Below are 20,701 nucleotides of genomic sequence, written 5' to 3'. Positions count from 1 at the left end.
GGGACCGGATGAGCTTTCAGACCATCGAATTCACGCATCGGGACGGCATTGCGCGGCTGGCGCTGAACCGGCCCGACACCGTCAACGCGCTGAACCGCACCATGCGGGCCGAGATCGTGGCGGCGATGACGAACCTGCCGCAGGGCACGCGTTGCGTGGTGCTGACCGGGACCGGGCGCGGCTTCTGCTCGGGCCAGGACCTGACCGACGCCACGGCCGGCTTCGACGTGGAAATCATCCTGCGCGAGGAATACGAGCCGATGCTGGCCGCCATCTCGGACGCGCCGGTGCCGGTGATCGCGGCGGTGAACGGCATCGCGGCCGGGGCGGGGGCCAATCTGGCCCTGGCCGCCGATGTGGTCATCGCCAGCGAAAGCGCCAGTTTCGTGCAGGCTTTCAGCCGCATTGGACTGATCCCCGATGCCGGCGGCACCTTCATCGTGCCGTGCTCGGTCGGCGTGCCGCGCGCCATGGGAATGATGCTGTTCGCCGACCGCATCCCGGCGGCCCGGGCGGCGGAATGGGGGCTGATCTGGGAGGCGGTGCCGGACGCGGAATTCGCGACCGTGGTGGCAGAGCGGGCGCAAACCCTGGCCGAGGGGCCGACCGCGGCCTTCCTGGCGATCCGCCAGGCGCTGCGGGCATCAAGCGGCAACGACATGGCGGCGCAACTGCAACTGGAGGCGCGGCTGCAGGGCGAGATGGCGCGCAGCCGGGATTTCGCCGAGGGCGTCGCGGCCTTTCTGGAAAAGCGCGCGCCGCGCTTCATCGGACGCTGAGCCGGGCGCGCTGCGGCCGGGCTCAGCCGATGCGCAGGAAGCGCGGCGCCGAGTCGCGGTTGTCGAAGAAGGGCACCGTCGGCGGCGGGACAAGCGGGCTGTCCCCGGCCGCGGCCAGCAGGCCGGCGACTTCGGCCAGCACCACCTCGGTGATGAAGGGCAGGTCCAGCGCCCGCGCCTCGGGCAGCGGCACCCAATGCAGATGCGAAAGCTCGTCGCAGGCGGCGCTGAAATCGTTGCGGTCGCCATGCAGGCGCTCGGCATCCAGCAGCAGGAAGCGGGCGTCGAAGCGGCGCGGCCGGCCGGGCGGGGTGATGGCACGGAACAGGTAGATCAGCGCCGAAGGATCGGGCGCCAGCCCGGCGCCGGCGTAATGGTCCCAGCCGCTGGGGGCGGGTCCGGGCCGGCCGGTCAGCAGGCCGGTTTCCTCGGCCAGTTCGCGCAGGGCGGCGGCGGCCAGCGCCAGCGGCGTGGCGGCCGAGCCGGGGCGCGGCTCGGCCGCCAGCAGGGCCGAGGTCCGGGGCGGCAGGTCGCCGGCCAGCCGAACCTGCGCATCGGCGGCATCCACCGCCCCGCCGGGAAAGACGTATTTCGAGGGCATGAACACGGCCGAGGCGCCCCTTTGCCCCATCAGCACCGACGGCCCGCCGCGGGCCTTGCGGTCCAGCACGATGATGGTGGCGGCGTCGCGGATCGGCGGCTCGGCGGCGCTGCGGCTTGCGGGGGCGGTTCCGGCCTCGGCGCTCACGACGCGGCGGCCTCGATTCCCGCGGGCCCGGCGCCGAAGCCATGCATGCGGCGCGCCCATTGGAAGCCGATCATCCCGCCCTTGATCAGCGGCAGCAGCAAGAGCGACAGCACGACCGCGCCCAGGCTGAAGCCGATCAGCATCGCCATGGCCGAGGGCCGATACATCATGTAGACCGCCAGCAGCAGCGGCGCGCCCAGATGCGAGACCAGCAGGATGGTCAGATAGGCCGGCCCGTCATCGGCGCGCTGGTGGTGCAGTTCCTCGCCGCAATGCGGGCAGGCCGGGCGGACCGACAGGTAGCCCCGGAACAGCCGCCCCTCGCCGCAGGCGGGACAGCGGCCCAGGGCGCCGCGCAGCATGGCCGGCTTGACGGGACGTTCGGGCAGGGTGGCATCGGAATAGGCATGAGGCATCGGCGCGTTCCTTTCCTGTTCCGCCCCTATGTAGGACAAGAGGCCCGCAAAGAAAAGCGCCGCGGCCGACCGCGGCGGCAGCGGCAAAGCGACGCAGCGGCCTCACGCCGCGATCATCTGCGAGGCCATGACGATCCGGTTGCGCCCCGAGGATTTCGCGTTGAGCAGCGCCCGGTCGGCGCTGGCCAGCAGCGCCTCGGGGTCCAGTGCCGGCGCATGCGGACCGGGATGGCCGACCGCCACGCCCACCGAGATGGTGACGTCCAGCTCGGGCAGCGCGCAGCCATGTGGCAGGGCGACCGGCGCGGCCATCACCGCATGGCGCAGCGCCTCGGCGATCCGGCGGGCGCTGCGGGCCGGGCAATCGGGCAGCACGGCCAGGAATTCCTCGCCGCCGATCCGGGCCAGCAGCGCGCCCTCGGGCAGGGCGGCGGCGAGGCGGGCGGCGACCTCGGCCAGCACCGCGTCGCCGGCGGGATGGCCGTGGACGTCGTTCACCTGCTTGAAACGGTCCAGGTCCAGCAGCATGACCGCCAGATCGCCCCGGCCCTCCTGCGCCTCGGCCGCGAGTTCGGCCAGGCGGGGCAGGGCATAGCGGCGATTGTGCAGCCCGGTCAGCGGGTCGGTCATCGCCCAGCGCATGTTGCGCCGGGTTTCATGCCGGCGGCGGTCGGCCTCGTGCTTGCGGGCAAGCTGGGCTTGCAGGCGCATGGCCGATTCGGGCGCGGCGTCGGGACCGGCGAGATCCCAGGCCAGCACGTCCCCGGCGCCGAGGTCCAGCGCCACCGGCATCATCTCGGCCCGCCCGGCGCGCAGTGCGACGACGAAGCCCGCCTCGCGCGAATGCGGGCGCGAGCGCAGCTCGGACAGCAAGCGCAGCCCGTCGCCCGGCTGCTGGATATCCGCCGCGATCAGGTAAAGGTCGGCCACCCGGCCCGACGCCGCCTCGGCCAGGGCGCGCTCGGGATCGCTGACCGAGATCGCGAAATCGACCCGGCCCTGCAGGGCGTGGCGCCAGCCCAGGGCGGTGGCCGGCTGGTCGGCGACGAAGACCGCGCGCGGCCGGGCGTCATGGGCGTCATTGGCGTCATGGGCAAAGCCCGCCGCCGCCTCGGCCAGGCCGGGAAGGGGGTCTGGCAACGCGTCCGCCTCGTGCCGGATCAGCCCGCGGATCCGGGCCAGCAGCGTCAGTTCGTCGCCCGGCTCGACCAGCGCCGCGGCGCCGGCGCGCAGCGCCGCCACGCGATCCGGGCCGCTGGCCTGGAGCAGCACCGGCAGTTCGGCGCCGCAGGGCAGGGCGCGCAGTGCCGCGCAAAGCGCCGGTCCGGCCATATCGGGCAGGCTGGCGCCGATCAGCACGATCTGCGGGTGAATCAGCCGCGCCATGCGCAGCGCCTCGGCCCCCGAGGCGGCGGTCGAAACCTCGTAGCAGGCCGAGACCAGCCGCACCTTCATGGTGATGCGATTCGTCGGCACGCCGTCAACGACAAGAATACGTCCCGCCATGGTCATGCCCGCTTTACACCCGCTGCCCTGGCCCGCATCTTGCGCGACAATAGTTAACAAATCCTTTCCGGCCGCGACGATTTCGCCGCGGCCTCGAAGAAGGCGAGAGACGCATGACACCGAACGAGGCGCGCGACATCGCGGAGGCGGGCTTCGCCCATATCGCCGGGGACGCCGATCTGGCGGGGGCGCTGCTGGCGCAATCGGGCAGCGACGTGGCGGGCCTGCGCGCCATGGCGGCGCGGCCTGAATTCGCGGTCTTCGTGCTGGATTTCCTGCTGGAGCAGGACCAGCGCGTGCTGGACTTCGCACAGGTCGCGCAGATCGCGCCGCAGCGGGTGCAGATGGCGCGCGCCGTGCTGGGCGGGGGCGACCCCTGGTAGGGGCCGCCCGCCGCGTCAGGCGACCTCGGCGAAAACCTTGTCGAGCGCCTTTTCCAGCTTCTCGAACATCTCGTCCATCTGCGCCTCGGTCAGGATGAAGGGCGGGCACAGCACGATGGACTGGCCGAGCGGCCGGCAGATCAGCCCCAGATCGGTGCAGGTATTGGCGATGCGCTCGCTGACCGAAAGCTTGCCGTCGAAGGGGGTCTTGCTCGGCTTGTCCTTGACCGCCTCCAGCGCCCACATGAAGCCGATGCCGCGATATTCGCCGATGTTCGGCCGGTCGGCGATGCGCTTCAGCCCCTCTTCGAAGCGGGGGGCGAGGCGGCGGACATTCTCGGCCAGCCCCTCGTTCATCACCACGTCGATGGCCTTCAGCGCGATGGCGCAGCCGACCGGATGGCCCGAGGCGGTGAAGCCGTGCGGAAACTCCTCGATCGCCTCGACGGCGGCCTCGACCCGTTTCGCGAGGTCGGGGCCAAGGATCACCGCGCCCATGGGGAAAAAGCCCGCCGTCAGGTTCTTGGACGAGATGATGGCATCGGGCATGAAGTCGTAGGTCAGGCAGCCCCAGGTGCTGCCGGTGCGCCCGAAGCCGCAGATCACCTCGTCCGAGATCATCGGGATGTCGTGCTTTTTCAGGATCGGCAGGATGGCCTGGAAATAGCCCTGGGCCGGCGGGATCACGCCCCCCGCGCCCATCACCGGCTCGGCGAAGAAGCCGGCGATGGTGTCGGCGCCCTCGCGGGTGATGGTATCCTCCAACTCGCGGGCCAGGCGGGCGACGAACTGCGCCTCGGTCTCGCCTTCCTCGCCATAGCGCCAGTAATGCGGGCAGGTCAGATGGATGAAGCCGGGCAGCGGCAGGCCGAAGACCGAATTGTAGGGCTTGCCGGTCATCGAGGCCGAAACCGCGGTCACGCCGTGATAGGCGTTCCAGCGCGTCAGGATCTTGCGCTTCTGCGGCTTGCCTTCGGCGGCGTGCAGGAACCACAGCATCTTGACCATGGTGTCGTTCGCCTCGGAGCCGGAATTGGTATAGAAGACCCGGCCGCTGTCGAAGGGCGAGACCTCGACCAGCTTTTCCGACAGCATCACCGTCTGGTCGGACATGCGGCCGAAAAAGGCGTGATAGCCGGGAAAGCGGTCGTATTGCGCCTTGGCGGCCTCGATCAGGCCCTTGTGGTCGAAGCCGGCGACCATGTTCCACAGGCCGGAATTCGCGTCCAGATAGCGGCGGCCATGCACATCGACGATATAGGGACCCTCGCCATGGGTCACGACGACGGTGCCCCGCTGATGGACCGAGGGCATGTCGGTGAAACCATAGAGCGAATAGGTCTCGGCCCGGGCTTCCCAGCTTTGCGGTTGGTTCATGTCGTCAGCCTCCATCTGCTTTGCGGGCAGGCTAGCCGGGCGCCGGGGGCGGTTCAATGGGGCGCCGTCGCGGTTCGGGCCAAGTGACGGCCGCGGCGCGGCGCACCCGGCGAATTGCCCGACGGCGCGGCGAAAACACCGCCTAGCGCGGGCGGGGCAGGCCGATCCGGTCCAGCGCCGCCTCGATGGCGGAAAGCGGCGCGGCGCGCGTCTCGGCCACCAGCGCGTCGAAGCGGCGGCGCAGCGCGGCTTTCTCCTCGCCCCGGCAATCGTTCCAGGGCCGGCCCTGCAAGCCCATGTGCAGCACGTAATAGCCGATGAAATGCGGCCGCTCGCCGGCGGCCAGCAGCGCGCGATAGGCCTCGTGCGCGCCGCAGCGGCGCAGGGCGGCCGCATCGGGAATGCCGGCCGCGACCAGGGCGCGGGCGGTCGCGGGGCCGATATTCGGGATCGTGGTCAGGTCGCTCATCTTCGCCCAGCCTTTCCAAGGCAGCCGATTTCCTGTATCAGCGCGCGAACCCCAAGGACAGCACGGCATGAGCGACCAAGCCCCGAAATCCGCCCCGGCGGTGAAGAAACTCTTCATCAAGACCTATGGCTGCCAGATGAACGTCTATGACAGCCAGCGCATGGCCGAGGCCATGGGCGCCGAGGGCTATGTCCTGACCGAGAACCAGGCCGAGGCGGACATGGTGCTGCTGAACACCTGCCACATCCGCGAAAAGGCGGCCGAGAAGCTTTATTCCGACCTCGGCCGGCTGAAGCCGCTCAAGGCGGAAAAGCCGGACCTGAAGATCGGCGTGGCCGGCTGCGTCGCCCAGGCCGAGGGGCAGGAGATCCAGCGCCGCATGCCGATCGTCGATCTGGTGGTGGGACCGCAGGCCTATCATCGCCTGCCGGCCATGGCGCGCGCCGGAGGCGGCGTCGATACCGAATTCCCGGCCGAGGACAAGTTCGAGCACCTGCCGAAGCCCGCCGCCACCCGCCGCGCCCCTGCCGCTTTCCTGACCGTGCAGGAGGGCTGCGACAAGTTCTGCGCCTTCTGCGTCGTGCCCTATACGCGCGGGGCCGAGGTCTCGCGCCCCGTCTCGCGCATCCTGGCCGAGGCGCGCGACCTTGTCGCCCGCGGCGTGCGCGAGATCACGCTTCTGGGCCAGAACGTCAACGGCTGGCACGGCGAGGGGCCCGAAGGGGCCGAATGGGGCTTCGGCCGGCTGATCCGGGCGATTGCGGAAATCGACGGGCTGGACCGCATCCGCTATACCACCAGCCACCCCAACGACATGGCCGAGGACCTGATCGCCGCGCATCGCGACGAGCCGAAGCTGATGCCCTATCTGCACCTGCCGGTGCAGTCGGGCTCGAACCGCATCCTCAAGGCGATGAACCGCAAGCATACGGTGGACCAGTATCTGCGGCTGATCGAGCGCATCCGCGAGGCGCGTCCCGACATCATGCTGACCAGCGACTTCATCGTCGGCTTCCCCGGCGAGACGGACCAGGACCATCAGGACACGCTGGCGCTGGTGCGGGCGGTGAATTTCGGCACCGCCTTCAGCTTCAAGTATTCGCCGCGTCCCGGCACCCCGGCCTATGAGCGGCCGGAGGTCGAGGGCGCCGTGGCCGATGCCCGCCTGCAGGAGCTGCAGGCGCTGCTGACCAGCCAGCAGAAGGCCGCGCAGGAAGGCATGGTCGGCCGCGAACTGGGCGTGCTGTTCGAGAAGCCCGGCCGCAACCCGGGGCAGATGGTCGGCAAGTCGGACTATCTGCACGCGGTCTTCGTCGAGGCGCCCCAGGCCAGGGTCGGCGACCTGGTGCGGGTGCGCATCACCCACAGCGCGCCGAATTCGCTGGCGGGCGTGCTGGCCGCCTGAACGGCACTGGCCCGCGCCGCCGGGCGCGTGCCGTTTCTTGGGCGTCGCGCCTTGCCGCCCTGCAGAAGTGGTTTTCCGTGCGCTGCATCGCCCAAAACCGCCCGGGGGGCTGATCGGCCAGCCGCGCATGGCGCACCCTGCCGCCACCCTCTCCGGCGGCGGGGGCCGCCGCAGGGCTCAGGCGGTCGTCAGTTACGGCCCCGTCCGGGCGGGAACGAGGGCGGGAATGCCTGGGTCATGGCTGGCCGGCACAACAGCCGGCCGCCCTCTCACCCGCATTTCGAATGGCCGCAGGACGGACAGGTCATGCAGCCCTCGATCATGCGCATGCCGTATTGGCCGCAGGCCGGGCAGGCCGGGCCGCGCGGGCGTTCGCCCACCGCCATGACCTCGGCCTGGGGGTCGGATTTCAGCCCCATGCCCTCGCCGGCCAGGAAGCCGGTGGCGATCATGTGCCGCTCGATCACCCCGCCGATGGCGGCGAGGATCGAGGGCACGTAGCGCCCCTCGATCCAGGCACCGCCGCGCGGGTCGAAGACCGCCTTCAACTCCTCGACCACGAAGCTCACGTCGCCGCCGCGCCGGAACACCGCCGAGATCATCCGCGTCAGCGCCACGGTCCAGGCGAAATGCTCCATGTTCTTCGAGTTGATGAACACCTCGAACGGCCGGCGGTGGCCGCCCTGCACGATGTCGTTGATGGTGATGTAGATCGCATGCTCGCTGCCGGGGAATTTCAGCTTGTAGGTCGCGCCCTCCAGCGCCGCCGGGCGGTCCAGCGGCTCGGTCAGATAGACCACGTCGGCGCCCTTGTCGGCCTGCGGCGCCTCCTCGGTCTTTTCGCTGACCGACAGGACCGAGCCGGTGACGTCGTTCGGGCGATAGGTCGTGCAGCCCTTGCAACCCTTGTCCCAGGCGGCCAGGTAGACGTCCTTGAAATCCTCGAAGGAAATATCCTCGGGGCAATTGATGGTCTTGGAGATCGAGCTGTCCACCCAGTCCTGCGCCGCCGCCTGCATGGCGACATGGTCCAGCGGCGCCAGGGTCTGGGCGTTGACGAAGTAATCCGGCAGGGGCGCGTCGCCCTTCAGGTCGCGCCACATCTGCACGGCGTAGTCCACGACCTCCTCCTCGGTGCGCGAGCCGTCCTTTTGCAGCACCTTGCGGGTATAGGCATAGGCGAAGACCGGCTCGATGCCGGAACTGACATTGCCGGCATAGAGGCTGATCGTCCCGGTCGGCGCGATGCTGGTCAGCAGCGCGTTGCGGATGCCGTGCTGCGCCACCGCCTCGCGCAGATCCGCATCCATGCGCTGCATGAAGCCCGAAGCCAGGTATTTCTTCGCGTCGAACAGCGGGAAGGCGCCCTTTTCGCGGGCCAGATCGACCGAGGCGAGATAGGCGGAACGCGCGATGGCCTTCATCCAGGCCCGCGTCTGCTCGACCGCATCCGCCGCGCCATAGCGCAGGCCCAGCATCAGCAGCGCATCGGCAAGCCCGGTGACGCCCAGGCCGATGCGGCGCTTGGCCTGCGCCTCGGCCGCCTGCTGCGGCAGCGGGAATTTCGAGGCATCGACCACGTTGTCCATCATCCGCACCGCGGTGCGGACCAGCTCGTCCAGCGCCTCGGGGTTCAGGCGCGCATCGACGGTAAAGGGCGCCTCGACCAGCCGGGCCAGGTTGACCGAGCCTAGGAGGCAGGCGCCATAGGGCGGCAGGGGCTGTTCGCCGCAGGGGTTCGTCGCCGCGATAGTCTCGGCATAGTTCAGGTTGTTCTGCTGGTTGATGCGGTCGATGAAGATCACGCCCGGCTCGGCATAGTCATAGGTCGCGCGCATGATGCGGTTCCACAGGTCGCGCGCCCGCACGGTGTGATAGACCTTGCCGTCGAATTGCAGGTCCCAGGAGGCATCCGCCTTGACCGCCTGCATGAAGGCATCCGTCACCAGCACCGACAGGTTGAACATGCGCAGCCGGGCGCTGTCCTGCTTGGCCTCGATGAAGGCCTCGATGTCGGGATGGTCGCAGCGCATGGTGGCCATCATCGCGCCGCGGCGCGAGCCCGCCGACATGATGGTGCGGCACATGGCGTCCCAGACATCCATGAAGGACAGCGGCCCCGAGGCGTCGGCGGCCACGCCCTTCACCTCGGCGCCGCGCGGGCGGATGGTGCTGAAGTCATAGCCGATGCCGCCGCCCTGCTGCATGGTCAGCGCGGCCTCCTTGAGCATGTCGAAGATGCCGGCCATGCTGTCGGGAATGGTGCCCATGACGAAGCAGTTGAACAGCGTCACCTCGCGCCCGGTGCCGGCGCCGGCCAGGATGCGGCCGGCGGGCAGGAACTTGAAATCCTCCAGCGCGGCATAGAAGCGGTCCTCCCACAGCGCCGGCTCCTTCTCGACGCGGGCGAGGTCGCGGGCGACGCGGCGCCAGCTGTCCTCGACCGACAGGTCGATCGGCTGGCCCTCGGCGTCCTTGAGCCGATACTTCATGTCCCAGATCTGCTCGGCGATAGGGGCGGAGAATCGGCTCATGGCGGGCGTCCTTGGCTAGGGTCGGAATCGGGGCGAGCGGGTCTTATACAGCCGCGCCCGCCCGGTTGGAGTCGGAAAAACATGAGAGGTATGAATATAGGCGAAACCGGCGCCGATTTCCAGATCTTGCGGGCGCGCGCACGGCCCGCGCAACCTGTGGGGGCAGGCTATTGCTGCCCGCCGGCCAACTCGTCGATGACGTTCTGCCACAGGCTGGCCGGCTGCGCGCCGGTGACGACATGGGTGTCGGCGACGATGAAGGTCGGCACCGAGTTGATGCCGCGTTGCCGGGCATGCAGTTCGCGGCTGGCGATCTGGTCGCGATCCTCGGCCGTGGCGAGCAGGCGGCGGATCATCCGACCGTCCATCCCGGCCTTCTCGCCGATCTCGACCAGAACGTCCGGGTTCGAGATGTTCCGGCCCTCGCGCCAATGCGCCCGCATCAGGCCGGACATGACCGGGCTCTGCACACCCTCCAGCCCGGCCCAGTAGAGCAGGCGATGGGCGTCGAGCGTGTTCGGCACCCGCTCGATCAGCGAGGGGTTGATCCACAGGCCCAGCCGCTCGCTGGCCTCCATCACCGGCTTCATGGCGGCGATGATGCCCTTCTCGTCAGTAAATTTCATCTTCATGTAGGCGACGTAATCCATTCCGGCCTGCGGCATCTGCGGGTCGAGGCGAAAGGGCTGCCAGGTGATGGCGAAAGGGTGGCCGGGGCGGCTTTCCAGCGCCCGGTCCAGCTCGGCCTTGCCGATCAGGCACCAGGGGCAGACCGGGTCGGCGAAGATGTCGAGGCGCACTTGGCCGGGAAGGGGGTCGGTCATGGTCGGTCCTTGCGATGGGTGTCGTGCTGTGCGCGCGAATGGAGGTCGCGCAGGGCGCGGCGGTTGATCTTGCCCGTGGGCGTCCGGGGCAGGGCCGGCAGGCGGATGTATTCGCGCGGCTGCTTGTAGCGCGCCAGCGCCGCCTCGGCCTGCCGCCGCATCGCCTCGGCCGTGGCGGGGCCGGTCCAGAAGGCGGCGATGATGCTCGTGCCGGGGCCGACAGGCAGTTCGGCGGCGGCGACGTCGCCGGCATCGGGCAGGGCGGAAAGCGCATCCTCGACCTCGCCCGGTGCGACGCGGAAGCCGCCGGCATTCATCATGTCGTCGGCGCGGCCCAGGGTGCGGATCGCCCCCTCGGGCGTGGCCTCGGCCAGGTCGCCGGTCAGGAACCAGTCGCCCCGGAAGCGGGCGGCGGTCTCCTCGGGCTGGTCGAGATAGCCGAGGAACAGGCCGGGGTCCGAGCGGTGCACGGCCAGGATGCCGGGGCCCGGGCCCGGTGCGCCGCCATCGTCGAGGATGGCGATGCGGCGGCCGGGCTGGGGGAAGCCGGCCGTGCCCTCGGGCGCCGGCCGGGCCGGGCTGCCGGACAGGAAGGTCGAGCATTCCGACATGCCCATGGCCTCGTGCAGGTCGGTGCCGGTGCGCGCCTGCCAGTCGCGGCGCAACCCGGGGTCGAGCCGCTCGCCGGCGGTGAGGCCGTGGCGCAGCCCGGCCCAGGGCCTCCACTCGGCGCGCAGCATGCGGCGGAAGACGCCGGGCGCGGCGGCGAGGATGGTGGCGCCGTGGCGGCTGGCGATCAGCGGAATCTGCTCGGGCGCGACGCCTTCGGCCGGGATCAGCGCCGTGGCGCCGACGGTCCAGGGGTCCATGAGCCCGGTGCCGAGCGTGAAGGTCCAGTTGAAGGCGCCGGCATGCAAGAGCCGGTCCTGCGCCGTCAGCCCATACCACCCGTCGAACATCATCCGGCGGGCGAGGATGGCGCGATGCGCGTGGCAGACGGCGCGCGGCTGGCCGGAGGTGCCCGAGGTGAAGACGATATAGGCCAGGTCGTCGGGATCGCGTTGCGCGAAGCCGGCCGGCGGCAGGGCGGCGAAATCGGCGAGCCGGGCGGCGGGCAGAACCGGGGCCGGGTGGTCCGGGAGCGCGATGCCCTGGTCGGCGACGATCATCGCCGGGCGGATGGCGGCGGCGATCCTGCCGATCTCGGGCGCAGTCAGCATCGGCGAGGTCGGGACCGGCACGATGCCGGCGGCGATGGCGCCGAGATAGGTCACCGGGAAGCCGGGATTGTTGCCCAGCCGCATCAGCAGCCGGTCGCCGGGTGCAAGGCCGGCTTGCAGCAGGCCCGTGGCGGTGCCCAGCACCGCCCGGCGCAGCCGGGCGTGCGACCAGCGGTCGGCGCGGCTGAGGCCGAGGACCGACATGGCCAGCTTGTCCGGCACCGCCAGCCCGGCTTGCAGCACATGTTCGGCCAGATTCATCCCGTCACCTCCGCCCGGTCCAGGGCTTCGGGATAGAGGCTTGCGGCGCGGCTGGAAAGGGGGCTCTGCCCCCCGCGAGGCCGGCTCCTTTCGGGGCCTGCCTCGCGTCCCCCGGGATATTTGTGCAAGAAAGAAGCCGGCGGCCGGGCATGAAAGCGGCCGGCGCCTTGCGGGGCCGGCCGGTTCCGAAATTCCGGGTGCCGTCGAATCAGAGCAGCTTCAGATCCGAGGCCGAGCTGCGGCCGTCGCGGCCGGATTGCAGTTCGTAGGCGATCTTCTGGTTGTCGTTCAGACCGGTCAGGCCGGCGCGCTCGACCGCCGAGATGTGGACGAACACGTCCTTGCCGCCGTCATCGGGCGCGATGAAGCCATAGCCTTTGGTGGCGTTGAACCATTTCACGGTGCCGGTAGCCATTATACCGTCTCTCCTTCAAGTCCTCCCGGGGCGAGATTGCGCCCGGGCCGTGCAGCCCTTTCCCGTCAAGTCCGGCTGCCCCGTGAAGGGAGGCGGTAGAAAGTCGTGCTCACGCGGACGAGAGGATGAACGATTCGCGGAAAAACGCAAGCAATAATGCGTCGCGCAAGTTGACGCGAGGTCAGCTTGCGCGGTGCCATGGGCAGATTCTTGCTGATCTGCGCCGGTCAGCGCAGATCGGGCGGCGTGGCCTCGGCGGCGAGGGCCTGGATCGCCTGATCCAGCCCCAGGCTTTCGCTGCCCTGCCGGTCGAGGCGGCGCACGGAAACGCTGCGCTCCTCGACCTCCTTCAGGCCGACGGCCATGATGACCGGCACCTTGCCGACCGAATGCTCGCGGACCTTGTAGTTGATCTTTTCGTTGCGGGTGTCGGCCTCGGCCCGCAGCCCGACCTTGCGCAGCGCGGCCACCACCTGATGCACGTAATCGTCGGCGCCCGAGACGATCGAGGCGACCACGACCTGGCGCGGCGCCAGCCAGAGCGGCAGCTTGCCGGAATAGTTCTCGATCAGGATGCCGATGAATCGCTCGAAACTGCCCAGCACGGCGCGGTGCAGCATGACCGGCATGTGTTTCTGCCCGTCCTCGCCGACATATTCCGCCTCAAGCCGCTGGGGCAGGTTGAAGTCGCATTGGAAGGTGCCGCATTGCCATTCGCGGCCGATGGCGTCGGTCAGCTTGAAGTCGAGCTTCGGCCCGTAGAAGGCGCCGTCGCCGGGATTGACCTCATAGGGCAGGCCCAGGTGCTCGATGGCGCCTTTCAGCGCCGCCTCGGCCTTGTCCCAGATCTCGTCGGAACCGACGCGCACATCCGGCCGGGTCGAGAGCTTGATGTCGAATTTCTCGAAGCCGAGATCCTTGTAGACCGAGGACAGGAGCCCGATGAAGCCGGCGCATTCCGCCTCGATCTGGTCCTCGGTGCAGAAGATATGCGCATCGTCCTGGACGAAGCCGCGCACCCGCATCAGCCCGTGCATGGAGCCCGAGGGCTCGTAGCGGTGGCAGGAGCCGAATTCGGCCAGCCGCAGCGGCAGGTCGCGATAGGATTTCAGGCCCTGGTTGTAGACCTGCACATGGCAGGGGCAGTTCATCGGCTTGAGCGCGTTGATGCGCTTTTCCTTGGCGCCTTCCTCGTCCACCTCGACGATGAACATATTCTCGCGATAGGCTTCCCAATGGCCCGACTTCTCCCACAGGATGCGGTCGACGACCTGCGGGGTCTTGATCTCCTTGTAATCGGCGCGGATCAGCCGGCGGCGCATATAGGCTTCCAGCTCGCGATAGATCGACCAGCCGTTGGGGTGCCAGAACACCATGCCCGGCGCTTCCTCCTGGAAATGGAAGAGTTCCATTTCGCGGCCCAGCTTGCGGTGGTCGCGCTTCGCGGCCTCCTCCAGCATGGTCAGATGCGCCTTGAGGTCGTCGCGGTTCTTGAAGGCCACGCCGTAGATGCGCTGCAGCATCGGCCGCGAGGCGTCGCCCAGCCAATAGGCGCCGGCGACATGCGTCAGCTTGAAGGCGTCGGCCGGCACCTGGCCGGTATGCTGCAGATGCGGGCCGCGGCACAGATCCTGCCAGTCGCCGTGCCAATACATCCGCAGATCCTCGCCCTCGGGGATGCGGTTCACCAGCTCGACCTTGAAGGGTTCGCCGCGGTCCTCGTAATAGGCCAGCGCCCGGGCGCGGTCCCAGACCTCGGTGCGCACCGGATCGCGGGCGGCGATGATCTGCTTCATCCGCGCCTCGATGGCGCCCAGGTCCTCGGGGGTGAAGGGCTCGGCGCGGTCGAAGTCGTAGAACCAGCCGTAATCGCGCACCGGGCCGATGGTCACCTTCACGTCCGGCCAGAGCTCCTGCACGGCGCGGGCCATGATATGGGCGAGGTCGTGGCGGATCAGCTCCAGCGCCGGCTCGCTGTCCTTCATGGTGTTGATGGCGATCTTGCCGCCGGTCGTGATCGGCCATTGCAGGTCGATATGGCGGCCGTCGAGGCTGGCCGAGATGGCGTTCTTGGCGAGGCTGGGGGCGATGGAGGCCGCGACCTCGGCCGCCGTCACGCCGGCGGGATAGTCGCGCGCATTGCCATCGGGAAAGGTCAGGGAGATCTGGGACATGGAGTCCTCCTCGTCGGTTTGGCGCCCACGGAACGCCCGGTTGCGGGTATGTCGGGCGGGTGTGGCCCGATTGCCGGGCGTTGTCAATGCGGCTAGGGTCGCGGGGGGCTTTGCGCCCCCGTCGCGCGAGGCGCGACTCCCCCGCAGGGTATTTGGGAAACAGAGAAATGACGCAGTTTCTGGAAGGGCCGCAGGGGCGGCGCATCGCTTATGAACGGGTCGAGGGGCGGGGGCCGGGCGTAGTGTTCCTGGGCGGGTTCCGCTCGGACATGCAGGGCACCAAGGCGCTGTGGCTGGAGGATTGGGCGCGGGCGCGGGGCCGGGCCTTCCTGCGCTTCGACTATTCGGGGCATGGCGAATCATCGGGCGCCTTCGAGGAGGGCAGCATCGGCGACTGGTTCGCCGATGCCATGGCCGCGATCCGCGGGCTGACCGAGGGGCGGCAGGTGCTGGTCGGTTCCTCGATGGGCGGCTGGATCAGCCTGCTGCTGGCAAGGACCATGCCCGAACGGCTGGCCGGGCTGGTCACGGTGGCGGCGGCGCCGGATTTCACCGAGCGCGGCTATTGGGCCGGGTTTTCGCCCGCCGAGCGCGCGGCGCTGCAGGAGCGGGGCCGGGTCGAGCAGCCCAGCGACTATGGCGAGCCCTATGTCATCACCCGCCGGCTGATCGAGGACGGGCGCGACCATCTGGTGCTGGACCAGCCCCTGCCGCTGCCCTTCCCGGTGCGCTTCCTGCAGGGCACCGCGGATGCCGATGTGCCGATGGCCTGGGCGCTGGACCTGCTGGACCATGCGCGCGGCGAGGACATGCGGCTGACGCTGGTGAAGGGGGCGGATCACCGTTTTTCGACGCCAGACTGCCTGGCGCAGATCGGCGCGGCGATCGAGGAGGTCCTGGCGCGGGGATGAGAGGGGCGCGGCCGGCAGAGCGGGCCGCGCCGGGTTTCCCGCGAAAGGTCAGACCGCGATCTTGGAATCGTGTTCGGTGAGGTTGCTGACGCCGCAATCGACCGGGACCGGGCCGCTGCGGCGGCGCTTGCGCTGGCCGGCGGGCTGGACCTGTTCGTCGATGAAGTCCAGCACCAGCGGGCGGATGTTCAGCCGCCAGCTCTTGCCGGCGAAGATGCCGTAATGGCCGGCGCCGGGCTCCAGGTGCTGGGTCTTGCGGCTTTCCGGCACCCCGGTGCAGAGCGCCAGCGCCGCGACGCATTGGCCCGGGGCCGAGATGTCGTCATTGGCGCCCTCGACCGTCATCACCGCGACATCGGTGATCTTGCCCAGGTCGACCGGCTTGCCGTTCACGGTGAAGCGGTTCAGCGCGATTTCGCGCTCCTTGAAAATGCGCTCGACGGTGGAGAGGTAGAATTCGGCGGTCATGTCCATCACGGCGAGATATTCGTCGTAGAAGGTGTTGTGCTTGTCGCCCTCGGAGGCCTGGCCGCGGGCCTCGGCGAAGATCTTGTCGAGGAATGCCTTGGCATGGGTCTCGGCATTCATGGCGATGAAGGAGGAAAGCTGCGCGAGGCCGGGATAGACCATGCGCCCGGCGCCGCGATACTTGAAGCCGACCTGCTGGATCATCAGGTAGTCGAGTTCGCCCATGGTGATGCGGTTGCCGAAATCGGTCACCTCGGTCGCCGCCGCGTCGGGATCGATGGGACCGCCGATCAGGATCAGCGAGCGGGGCTGGGCCTTGGGGTCCTCCTCGGCCAGGAGCGCGGTCGCGGCCAGGGCCAGCGGCGCCGGCTGGCAGACCGCGATCACATTGGTGTCGGGGCCGAGATGGCGGATGAAATCGACCAGATACTGGGTGTAGTCGTCGATGTCGAACTTGCCGCAGCTGACCGGAATGTCGCGGGCATTGTGCCAATCCGTCACATAGACTTCGCAGTCCGGAAGCAATGATGTGACCGTGGTGCGGAGGAGAGTGGCATAGTGACCCGACATCGGCGCGACCAGAAGAACCTTGCGGGCCAGCGGCGTGCGCCGCGCGACGCGGAAATGCACCAGGTCGCCGAATGGGCGCTCGATCACCGGCTCGACATAGACGACATGGTCCTGGCCGTCCTCGGAGACGATGGGCGGGATCTCCCAGTCGGGCTTGATGACCATGCGGGCGAAGCTGCGCTCGGTCACCCGGCCCCAGGCCGACATGAGCTTGAACAGCGGATTCGGCATCAGCGCGAAGGCCGGATAGGAGGCCAGGGCGCGCGCGCTGGCGCCCATCCATTCGTTGGTGTTCCGGATCGTCTCCATCGCGTCGTAGGAGATGATACCTCTCAAACCTTTATACGTCGTCATTCCCAACCTTCTCCCGTGAACCCGCCGGATTCGGCCTTGCCGGGGAATGACACGGCTTTACCTGCGTATTGTGCTGGGCATAATGATTTTACGGTTCAGGGAGGATTGTCAATTATGGCGGGCAAAGACGAAAAGCCGGAAAGCGAAACCGGGGCCCAGACTGCGGCCAGCCCGGGCAGGGGCCGCAAGGCGGGGGCGAAGGGCCGGGCAGCCGCGCAGGCCGAGGCCGCCCCGGCCGAATCGGACAAGCCGAAACGGACCCGCCGGGCAAAATCCGCGTCCGTCGCCGAGCAGCCGGCCGCGCCGAAGGCCACCGCTTCCAAACCCGCTGCAGCGAAGCCTGCCACCGCAAAGCCCGCCGCCGAGCAGCCGCAGCAGCCGGTGAAGCCGGCCGCGCCGAAGGCCACCGCTCCCAAACCCGCCGCAGCGAAGCCTGCCGCCGCAAAGCCCGGCGGCGCGAAAGCCGCGACCAAGTCGGGGGCGCGCAATGCCGTGTCGCGGGCTCGGGCGGCCAGCCGCAGCGATCCCCGCACCGGCACGCGCCGCAAGCCGGCCGCCAAATCGGCGGCCAAGGCCAAGGCCGAGCCGGCGACGCTGGGCGCCGTGGACGAGGCGCTGCGTCCGCTGGGCGCCGTCGGCCCGGGCGGCCTGCCGCCCATGGGCGCGCCCGTCGCCACGACCCCGGCGCCCGCCGCGGCTGAAAAGCCCGCCGCCGACGCGTCGCCCGCACCCGGTTCCGCCGCCGCCTTTGCCGAGGCCGCCTTCGGCGTCGGCAGCCGCCTGCCCGAGAAACTGGCCCAGAACATCGAGCGCATCGAATCGCTGACGCAGCGCCTGATCAGCGCCCTGGCACAGCGCCGCCCCCACAGCCCCGGGGTCGAGATGCCCGGCCCCGACCTTTTCGCCACCGCGACCTCGGCCTGGATCAAGCTGCTGGCCGAGCAGCCCGAGCGGGTGATCGGCCAGCAGGTCAGCTATTGGGGCGAGACCCTGCGCCATTTCGCCGAGGCCCAGGCCGCGCTGGCCCGCGGCACGCTGACCCCGCCGCCCAGCGAGGGACCGCGGGACCGGCGCTTCTCGAACCCGCTCTGGGAGGCGCATCCCTTCTTCAACTTCATCAAGCGGCAATACCACATCAACGCCCAGGCGCTGCAGGAGGCGGCCAGCGCCCTCGACCTGCCCGAGATGAGCGACCGGCGCCGCATCGAGTGGTTCACCCGCCAGATGATCGACATGATGGCGCCGACCAATTTCCTGGCGACCAATCCCGATGCGCTGGAAAAGGCGCTGGAGACCGAGGGCGAGAGCCTGGTCAAGGGGCTAGAGAACCTGGTGCGCGACGTCGAGCAGAACAGCGGCGAGCTAATCGTCTCGCTGGCCGACCGCGACGCCTTCCGCGTGGGCGAGAACATCGGCACCAGCGAGGGGACGGTGGTCGCGCGCACCAGGCTTTACGAACTGATCCAGTACAAGCCCACCACCCCGCAGGTGCACGAAATCCCGCTGGTGATCTTTCCGCCCTGGATCAACAAGTTCTACATCCTCGACCTCAAGCCGCAGAACAGCCTGATCAAATGGATCGTCGATCAGGGGCATACGCTGTTCGTGGTGGCCTGGAAGAACCCCGATCCCAGCTATGCCGACACCGGCATGGACGACTACGTCTCGGCCTATCTCGAGGTCATGGACCGGGTGCTGGACCTGACCGACCAGAAGAAGCTGAACGTCGTCGGCTATTGCATCGCCGGCACCACGCTGGCGCTGACGCTGTCGCTTCTGAAGCAGCGCGGCGACGACAGGGTGAACGCGGCCACCTTCTTCACCGCGCTGACCGATTTCGCCGACCAGGGGGAATTCACCGCCTATCTGCAGGAGGATTTCGTCTCGGGCATCGAGGAGGAGGCGGCGCGGACCGGCGTGCTGGGCGCACAGCTGATGACCCGCACCTTCAGCTTCCTGCGCGCCAACGATCTGGTCTGGGGCCCGGCGATTCGCAGCTACATGCTGGGCGAGATGCCGCCCGCCTTCGACCTGCTGTTCTGGAATGGCGACGGCACCAACCTGCCCGGGCGCATGGCGGTGGAGTATCTGCGCAGCCTGTGCCAGCAGAACCGCTTCGTCCGCGACGGGTTCGAGCTGATGGGCCATCGCCTGCATGTCGGCGATGTCACCGTGCCGCTCTGCGCCATCGCCTGCGAGACCGACCATATCGCGCCCTGGAAGGACAGCTGGCGCGGCATCGCGCAGATGGGTTCGAAGGACAAGACCTTCATCCTGTCCGAATCGGGCCATATCGCCGGCATCGTCAATCCGCCCAGCAAGAAGAAATACGGTCACTATACCTCGGATGCCGGCTTCGATCGGGACGAGCAGCACTGGCTGGACCGGGCGCAGCACCATGAGGGCAGCTGGTGGGGCCGCTGGGGCGAATGGCTGGCCCGGCGGGCAGGAGAGATGGTCGAGGCGCGCGACCCCGGCGAGGGCTTCGGCCCCGCGCCCGGGCTTTACGTCCACGAGCGGGCGTAAATTTTTTCTGCACTGCAGCAAGAAAATCTTGCAATGCTGCAGTGCAGAAAGTATATGGGGAACAGAAGAGTTCAACCGGTGCCGAAGCTTCGCGCCGACCTAGGAGAGAGCAAATGGCCAAGACCCCTGACTTTACCAAGACCATGCAAGAAGTGATGGCGAAATTCCCGGTCGATACCTCGTCGTTCCAGGACGCCTTCAAGTCGCAGACCGCCCTGGGCGAAAAGATGGCCAAGGTTGCCCTGGCCGCTGCCGAGCGTTCGACCGAGATCTCGGCCCAGTGGGCCAAGGACACCATCGCCCGCATGGGTGAGCTGACCTCGTCCAAGGAAGAGCCGGCCGAATACGCCAAGGCGCTGAGCGACTTCGCCACCGCCGCCGCCGAAATGGCCGCCGAGCACATGGCCGCCTTCGCCGAAGTCGCCAAGAAAGTGCAGATGGACACCGTCGATCTGATGCTGACCGCCGGCAAGGACCTGGCCTCGGACGCCCAGAAGGCCGCCGAGAAGGCCACGCGCGAGACCCAGGCCGCGGTCAAGAAAGCCGCTGCCGCCGCGACCACGGCCAGCACGGTGACCAAGGCCTGATCCGGCCTCGGACGTTTCGGGACAAGGGGGCAGGTTTCTGCCCCCTTTTCTCATGCCCGCCGGGGCGTCCCGCTTTGCCCAGCATGGCGATTTTCTTTGCATTTCTCCGGGTCATTTCCCATCATGCTGCAAATGCATTGCCGGAGGAGCCATGGCTGAGGCCGAGAACACGACCCCGCTTCTGATCAAGCGCTATGCAAGTCGCCGCCTCTACAACACCGAGACGAGCGATTACGTCACGCTGGAGGACATCGCGGGCTTCATCCGTGCCGGGCGCCAGGTGCGCATCGTCGATCTCAAGACCGGCGACGACCTGACCCGGCAATATCTGTTGCAGATCATCGCCGAGCACGAGGGGCGGGGCGAGAATGTGCTGCCCATCGACGTGCTGATCGACCTGGTGCGCAGCTATACCACGCAGGCGCAATCGGTGGTGCCGCAATTCCTGGCCGCGAGTTTCGAGATGCTGCGCGAGGGCCAGTCCAAGATGATGGAGAATCTTTCGACCTTTCCCAACCCAATGTCCTCGATGCCGGGGTTCGAGGCGCTGCAGCGCCAGCAGCAGCTGTTCCTGAAGGCGATGGCAGCGGGCTGGGGCGCGGGCAGCAGCGGCCCCGACATGGACGAGATGGAGGGCGAGGCGTCTTCCGGCGGCAAGAAGGGCTCGGGCGGCGAGGACATGGCCGAGATCCGCCGGCAGCTGGCCGAGCTTCAGAAGCGGATTTCGAAGCTTTGAGAGAACTGCGACTTGCGCAGCCCGGCCCGTCGCGCTAG

18 protein-coding genes are annotated in these 20,701 nt (G+C 68.7%); 7 read left to right on the top strand and 11 right to left on the bottom strand.

Features of this window, described 5'->3' with window-relative positions:
- Window positions 1–8: 8 nt before the first annotated feature.
- Window positions 9–779 (top strand): enoyl-CoA hydratase-related protein, encoded by a 771-nt coding sequence (locus LOS78_RS14485; protein WP_230377264.1) that lies wholly within the window; start codon window positions 9–11, stop codon window positions 777–779.
- Window positions 780–801: 22 nt separating this feature from the next.
- Here the strand turns inward: LOS78_RS14485 and LOS78_RS14480 are convergent, their stop codons facing one another.
- From LOS78_RS14480 to LOS78_RS14470, 3 genes are all read right to left on the bottom strand, one after another.
- Window positions 802–1,527 carry a DNA mismatch repair protein MutT gene (locus LOS78_RS14480; RefSeq protein ID WP_230377263.1) on the bottom strand — a complete coding sequence of 242 codons (726 nt, stop codon included), beginning with the start codon at window positions 1,525–1,527 and terminating at the stop codon, window positions 802–804.
- Window positions 1,524–1,943 (bottom strand): DUF983 domain-containing protein, encoded by a 420-nt coding sequence (locus tag LOS78_RS14475; protein WP_028716765.1) that lies wholly within the window; start codon window positions 1,941–1,943, stop codon window positions 1,524–1,526. The genes LOS78_RS14480 and LOS78_RS14475 overlap by 4 nt, the downstream gene beginning before the upstream one ends.
- 102 nt (window positions 1,944–2,045) lie before the next feature.
- On the bottom strand, window positions 2,046–3,449 hold the full coding sequence (locus LOS78_RS14470) for a diguanylate cyclase domain-containing protein (protein ID WP_230377261.1): 1,404 nt from the start codon (window positions 3,447–3,449) through the stop codon (window positions 2,046–2,048).
- A gap of 113 nt (window positions 3,450–3,562) precedes the next feature.
- On the opposite strand from LOS78_RS14470, the gene LOS78_RS14465 reads away from it, so the two are divergent.
- Window positions 3,563–3,832 (top strand): DUF3572 domain-containing protein, encoded by a 270-nt coding sequence (locus LOS78_RS14465; RefSeq protein WP_028712414.1) that lies wholly within the window; start codon window positions 3,563–3,565, stop codon window positions 3,830–3,832.
- Between the two features lie 15 nt (window positions 3,833–3,847).
- On the opposite strand, the gene LOS78_RS14460 is transcribed toward LOS78_RS14465, so the two are convergent.
- Window positions 3,848–5,209 carry an aminotransferase gene (locus LOS78_RS14460; RefSeq protein WP_028712415.1) on the bottom strand — a complete coding sequence of 454 codons (1,362 nt, stop codon included), beginning with the start codon at window positions 5,207–5,209 and terminating at the stop codon, window positions 3,848–3,850.
- 142 nt (window positions 5,210–5,351) lie between these two features.
- Complete coding sequence (locus LOS78_RS14455; RefSeq protein ID WP_230377259.1) at window positions 5,352–5,678, bottom strand: TfoX/Sxy family protein; 327 nt, start codon at window positions 5,676–5,678, stop codon at window positions 5,352–5,354.
- A gap of 67 nt (window positions 5,679–5,745) precedes the next feature.
- On the opposite strand from LOS78_RS14455, the gene miaB reads away from it, so the two are divergent.
- On the top strand, window positions 5,746–7,083 hold the full coding sequence (miaB, locus tag LOS78_RS14450) for a tRNA (N6-isopentenyl adenosine(37)-C2)-methylthiotransferase MiaB (protein WP_230377258.1): 1,338 nt from the start codon (window positions 5,746–5,748) through the stop codon (window positions 7,081–7,083).
- Window positions 7,084–7,352: 269 nt separating this feature from the next.
- Here miaB and LOS78_RS14445 read toward each other — a convergent pair whose 3' ends face one another.
- The 5 genes from LOS78_RS14445 to thrS all read right to left on the bottom strand — a co-directional run bounded on the left by LOS78_RS14445 (window position 7,353) and on the right by thrS (window position 14,511).
- A complete protein-coding gene (locus LOS78_RS14445; protein ID WP_230377257.1) occupies window positions 7,353–9,617 on the bottom strand; it encodes an adenosylcobalamin-dependent ribonucleoside-diphosphate reductase in 2,265 nt (754 codons plus the stop codon).
- 167 nt (window positions 9,618–9,784) lie between these two features.
- Window positions 9,785–10,441 carry a DsbA family oxidoreductase gene (locus tag LOS78_RS14440; protein WP_230377256.1) on the bottom strand — a complete coding sequence of 219 codons (657 nt, stop codon included), beginning with the start codon at window positions 10,439–10,441 and terminating at the stop codon, window positions 9,785–9,787.
- Window positions 10,438–11,922, bottom strand: a complete 1,485-nt coding sequence (locus tag LOS78_RS14435; protein ID WP_230377255.1) for a class I adenylate-forming enzyme family protein — start codon at window positions 11,920–11,922, stop codon at window positions 10,438–10,440. Before LOS78_RS14435 ends, LOS78_RS14440 begins: the two co-directional genes overlap by 4 nt.
- A gap of 208 nt (window positions 11,923–12,130) precedes the next feature.
- Window positions 12,131–12,337, bottom strand: a complete 207-nt coding sequence (locus LOS78_RS14430) for a cold-shock protein (protein WP_011747293.1) — start codon at window positions 12,335–12,337, stop codon at window positions 12,131–12,133.
- 227 nt (window positions 12,338–12,564) lie between these two features.
- Window positions 12,565–14,511, bottom strand: a complete 1,947-nt coding sequence (gene thrS / locus LOS78_RS14425) for a threonine--tRNA ligase (RefSeq protein WP_230377254.1) — start codon at window positions 14,509–14,511, stop codon at window positions 12,565–12,567.
- 167 nt (window positions 14,512–14,678) lie between these two features.
- Between thrS and LOS78_RS14420 the strand changes: the two genes are divergently transcribed.
- Window positions 14,679–15,422 (top strand): carboxylesterase, encoded by a 744-nt coding sequence (locus LOS78_RS14420; RefSeq protein WP_230377253.1) that lies wholly within the window; start codon window positions 14,679–14,681, stop codon window positions 15,420–15,422.
- Between the two features lie 48 nt (window positions 15,423–15,470).
- On the opposite strand, the gene phaZ is transcribed toward LOS78_RS14420, so the two are convergent.
- The gene (gene phaZ / locus LOS78_RS14415) at window positions 15,471–16,814 is read right to left on the bottom strand and encodes a polyhydroxyalkanoate depolymerase (protein ID WP_156929441.1); all 1,344 of its coding nucleotides are present in this window, start codon (window positions 16,812–16,814) and stop codon (window positions 15,471–15,473) included.
- 114 nt (window positions 16,815–16,928) lie between these two features.
- Here phaZ and phaC point away from each other — a divergent pair, with 114 nt between their 5' ends.
- The 3 genes from phaC to phaR all read left to right on the top strand — a co-directional run bounded on the left by phaC (window position 16,929) and on the right by phaR (window position 20,663).
- Window positions 16,929–19,340: a class I poly(R)-hydroxyalkanoic acid synthase gene (gene phaC / locus LOS78_RS14410; protein WP_028712424.1), complete on the top strand. Its 2,412-nt coding sequence runs from the start codon at window positions 16,929–16,931 to the stop codon at window positions 19,338–19,340.
- 113 nt (window positions 19,341–19,453) lie between these two features.
- On the top strand, window positions 19,454–19,927 hold the full coding sequence (locus LOS78_RS14405) for a phasin family protein (protein ID WP_028712425.1): 474 nt from the start codon (window positions 19,454–19,456) through the stop codon (window positions 19,925–19,927).
- 151 nt (window positions 19,928–20,078) lie between these two features.
- Window positions 20,079–20,663: a polyhydroxyalkanoate synthesis repressor PhaR gene (phaR, locus tag LOS78_RS14400; RefSeq protein WP_028712426.1), complete on the top strand. Its 585-nt coding sequence runs from the start codon at window positions 20,079–20,081 to the stop codon at window positions 20,661–20,663.
- Window positions 20,664–20,701 lie beyond the last annotated feature (38 nt).

Source organism: Paracoccus sp. MA, from assembly GCF_020990385.1.
Classification (GTDB): domain Bacteria; phylum Pseudomonadota; class Alphaproteobacteria; order Rhodobacterales; family Rhodobacteraceae; genus Paracoccus.
The sequence above is the reverse complement of the archived record's forward strand: the minus strand, read 5'-3'. Positions and strand labels throughout refer to the sequence as shown.

Coding starts and splice junctions, on each gene's coding strand:
- phaZ (WP_156929441.1), bottom strand. CDS start 16,814: ATGACGACGTATAAAGGTTTGAGAGGTATCATCTCCTACGACGCGATG.
- phaC (WP_028712424.1), top strand. CDS start 16,929: ATGGCGGGCAAAGACGAAAAGCCGGAAAGCGAAACCGGGGCCCAGACT.
- LOS78_RS14460 (WP_028712415.1), bottom strand. CDS start 5,209: ATGAACCAACCGCAAAGCTGGGAAGCCCGGGCCGAGACCTATTCGCTC.
- LOS78_RS14485 (WP_230377264.1), top strand. CDS start 9: ATGAGCTTTCAGACCATCGAATTCACGCATCGGGACGGCATTGCGCGG.
- LOS78_RS14430 (WP_011747293.1), bottom strand. CDS start 12,337: ATGGCTACCGGCACCGTGAAATGGTTCAACGCCACCAAAGGCTATGGC.
- LOS78_RS14440 (WP_230377256.1), bottom strand. CDS start 10,441: ATGACCGACCCCCTTCCCGGCCAAGTGCGCCTCGACATCTTCGCCGAC.
- LOS78_RS14455 (WP_230377259.1), bottom strand. CDS start 5,678: ATGAGCGACCTGACCACGATCCCGAATATCGGCCCCGCGACCGCCCGC.
- LOS78_RS14465 (WP_028712414.1), top strand. CDS start 3,563: ATGACACCGAACGAGGCGCGCGACATCGCGGAGGCGGGCTTCGCCCAT.
- LOS78_RS14445 (WP_230377257.1), bottom strand. CDS start 9,617: ATGAGCCGATTCTCCGCCCCTATCGCCGAGCAGATCTGGGACATGAAG.
- LOS78_RS14475 (WP_028716765.1), bottom strand. CDS start 1,943: ATGCCTCATGCCTATTCCGATGCCACCCTGCCCGAACGTCCCGTCAAG.
- LOS78_RS14470 (WP_230377261.1), bottom strand. CDS start 3,449: ATGGCGGGACGTATTCTTGTCGTTGACGGCGTGCCGACGAATCGCATC.
- thrS (WP_230377254.1), bottom strand. CDS start 14,511: ATGTCCCAGATCTCCCTGACCTTTCCCGATGGCAATGCGCGCGACTAT.
- LOS78_RS14420 (WP_230377253.1), top strand. CDS start 14,679: ATGACGCAGTTTCTGGAAGGGCCGCAGGGGCGGCGCATCGCTTATGAA.
- phaR (WP_028712426.1), top strand. CDS start 20,079: ATGGCTGAGGCCGAGAACACGACCCCGCTTCTGATCAAGCGCTATGCA.
- LOS78_RS14405 (WP_028712425.1), top strand. CDS start 19,454: ATGGCCAAGACCCCTGACTTTACCAAGACCATGCAAGAAGTGATGGCG.
- LOS78_RS14435 (WP_230377255.1), bottom strand. CDS start 11,922: ATGAATCTGGCCGAACATGTGCTGCAAGCCGGGCTGGCGGTGCCGGAC.
- miaB (WP_230377258.1), top strand. CDS start 5,746: ATGAGCGACCAAGCCCCGAAATCCGCCCCGGCGGTGAAGAAACTCTTC.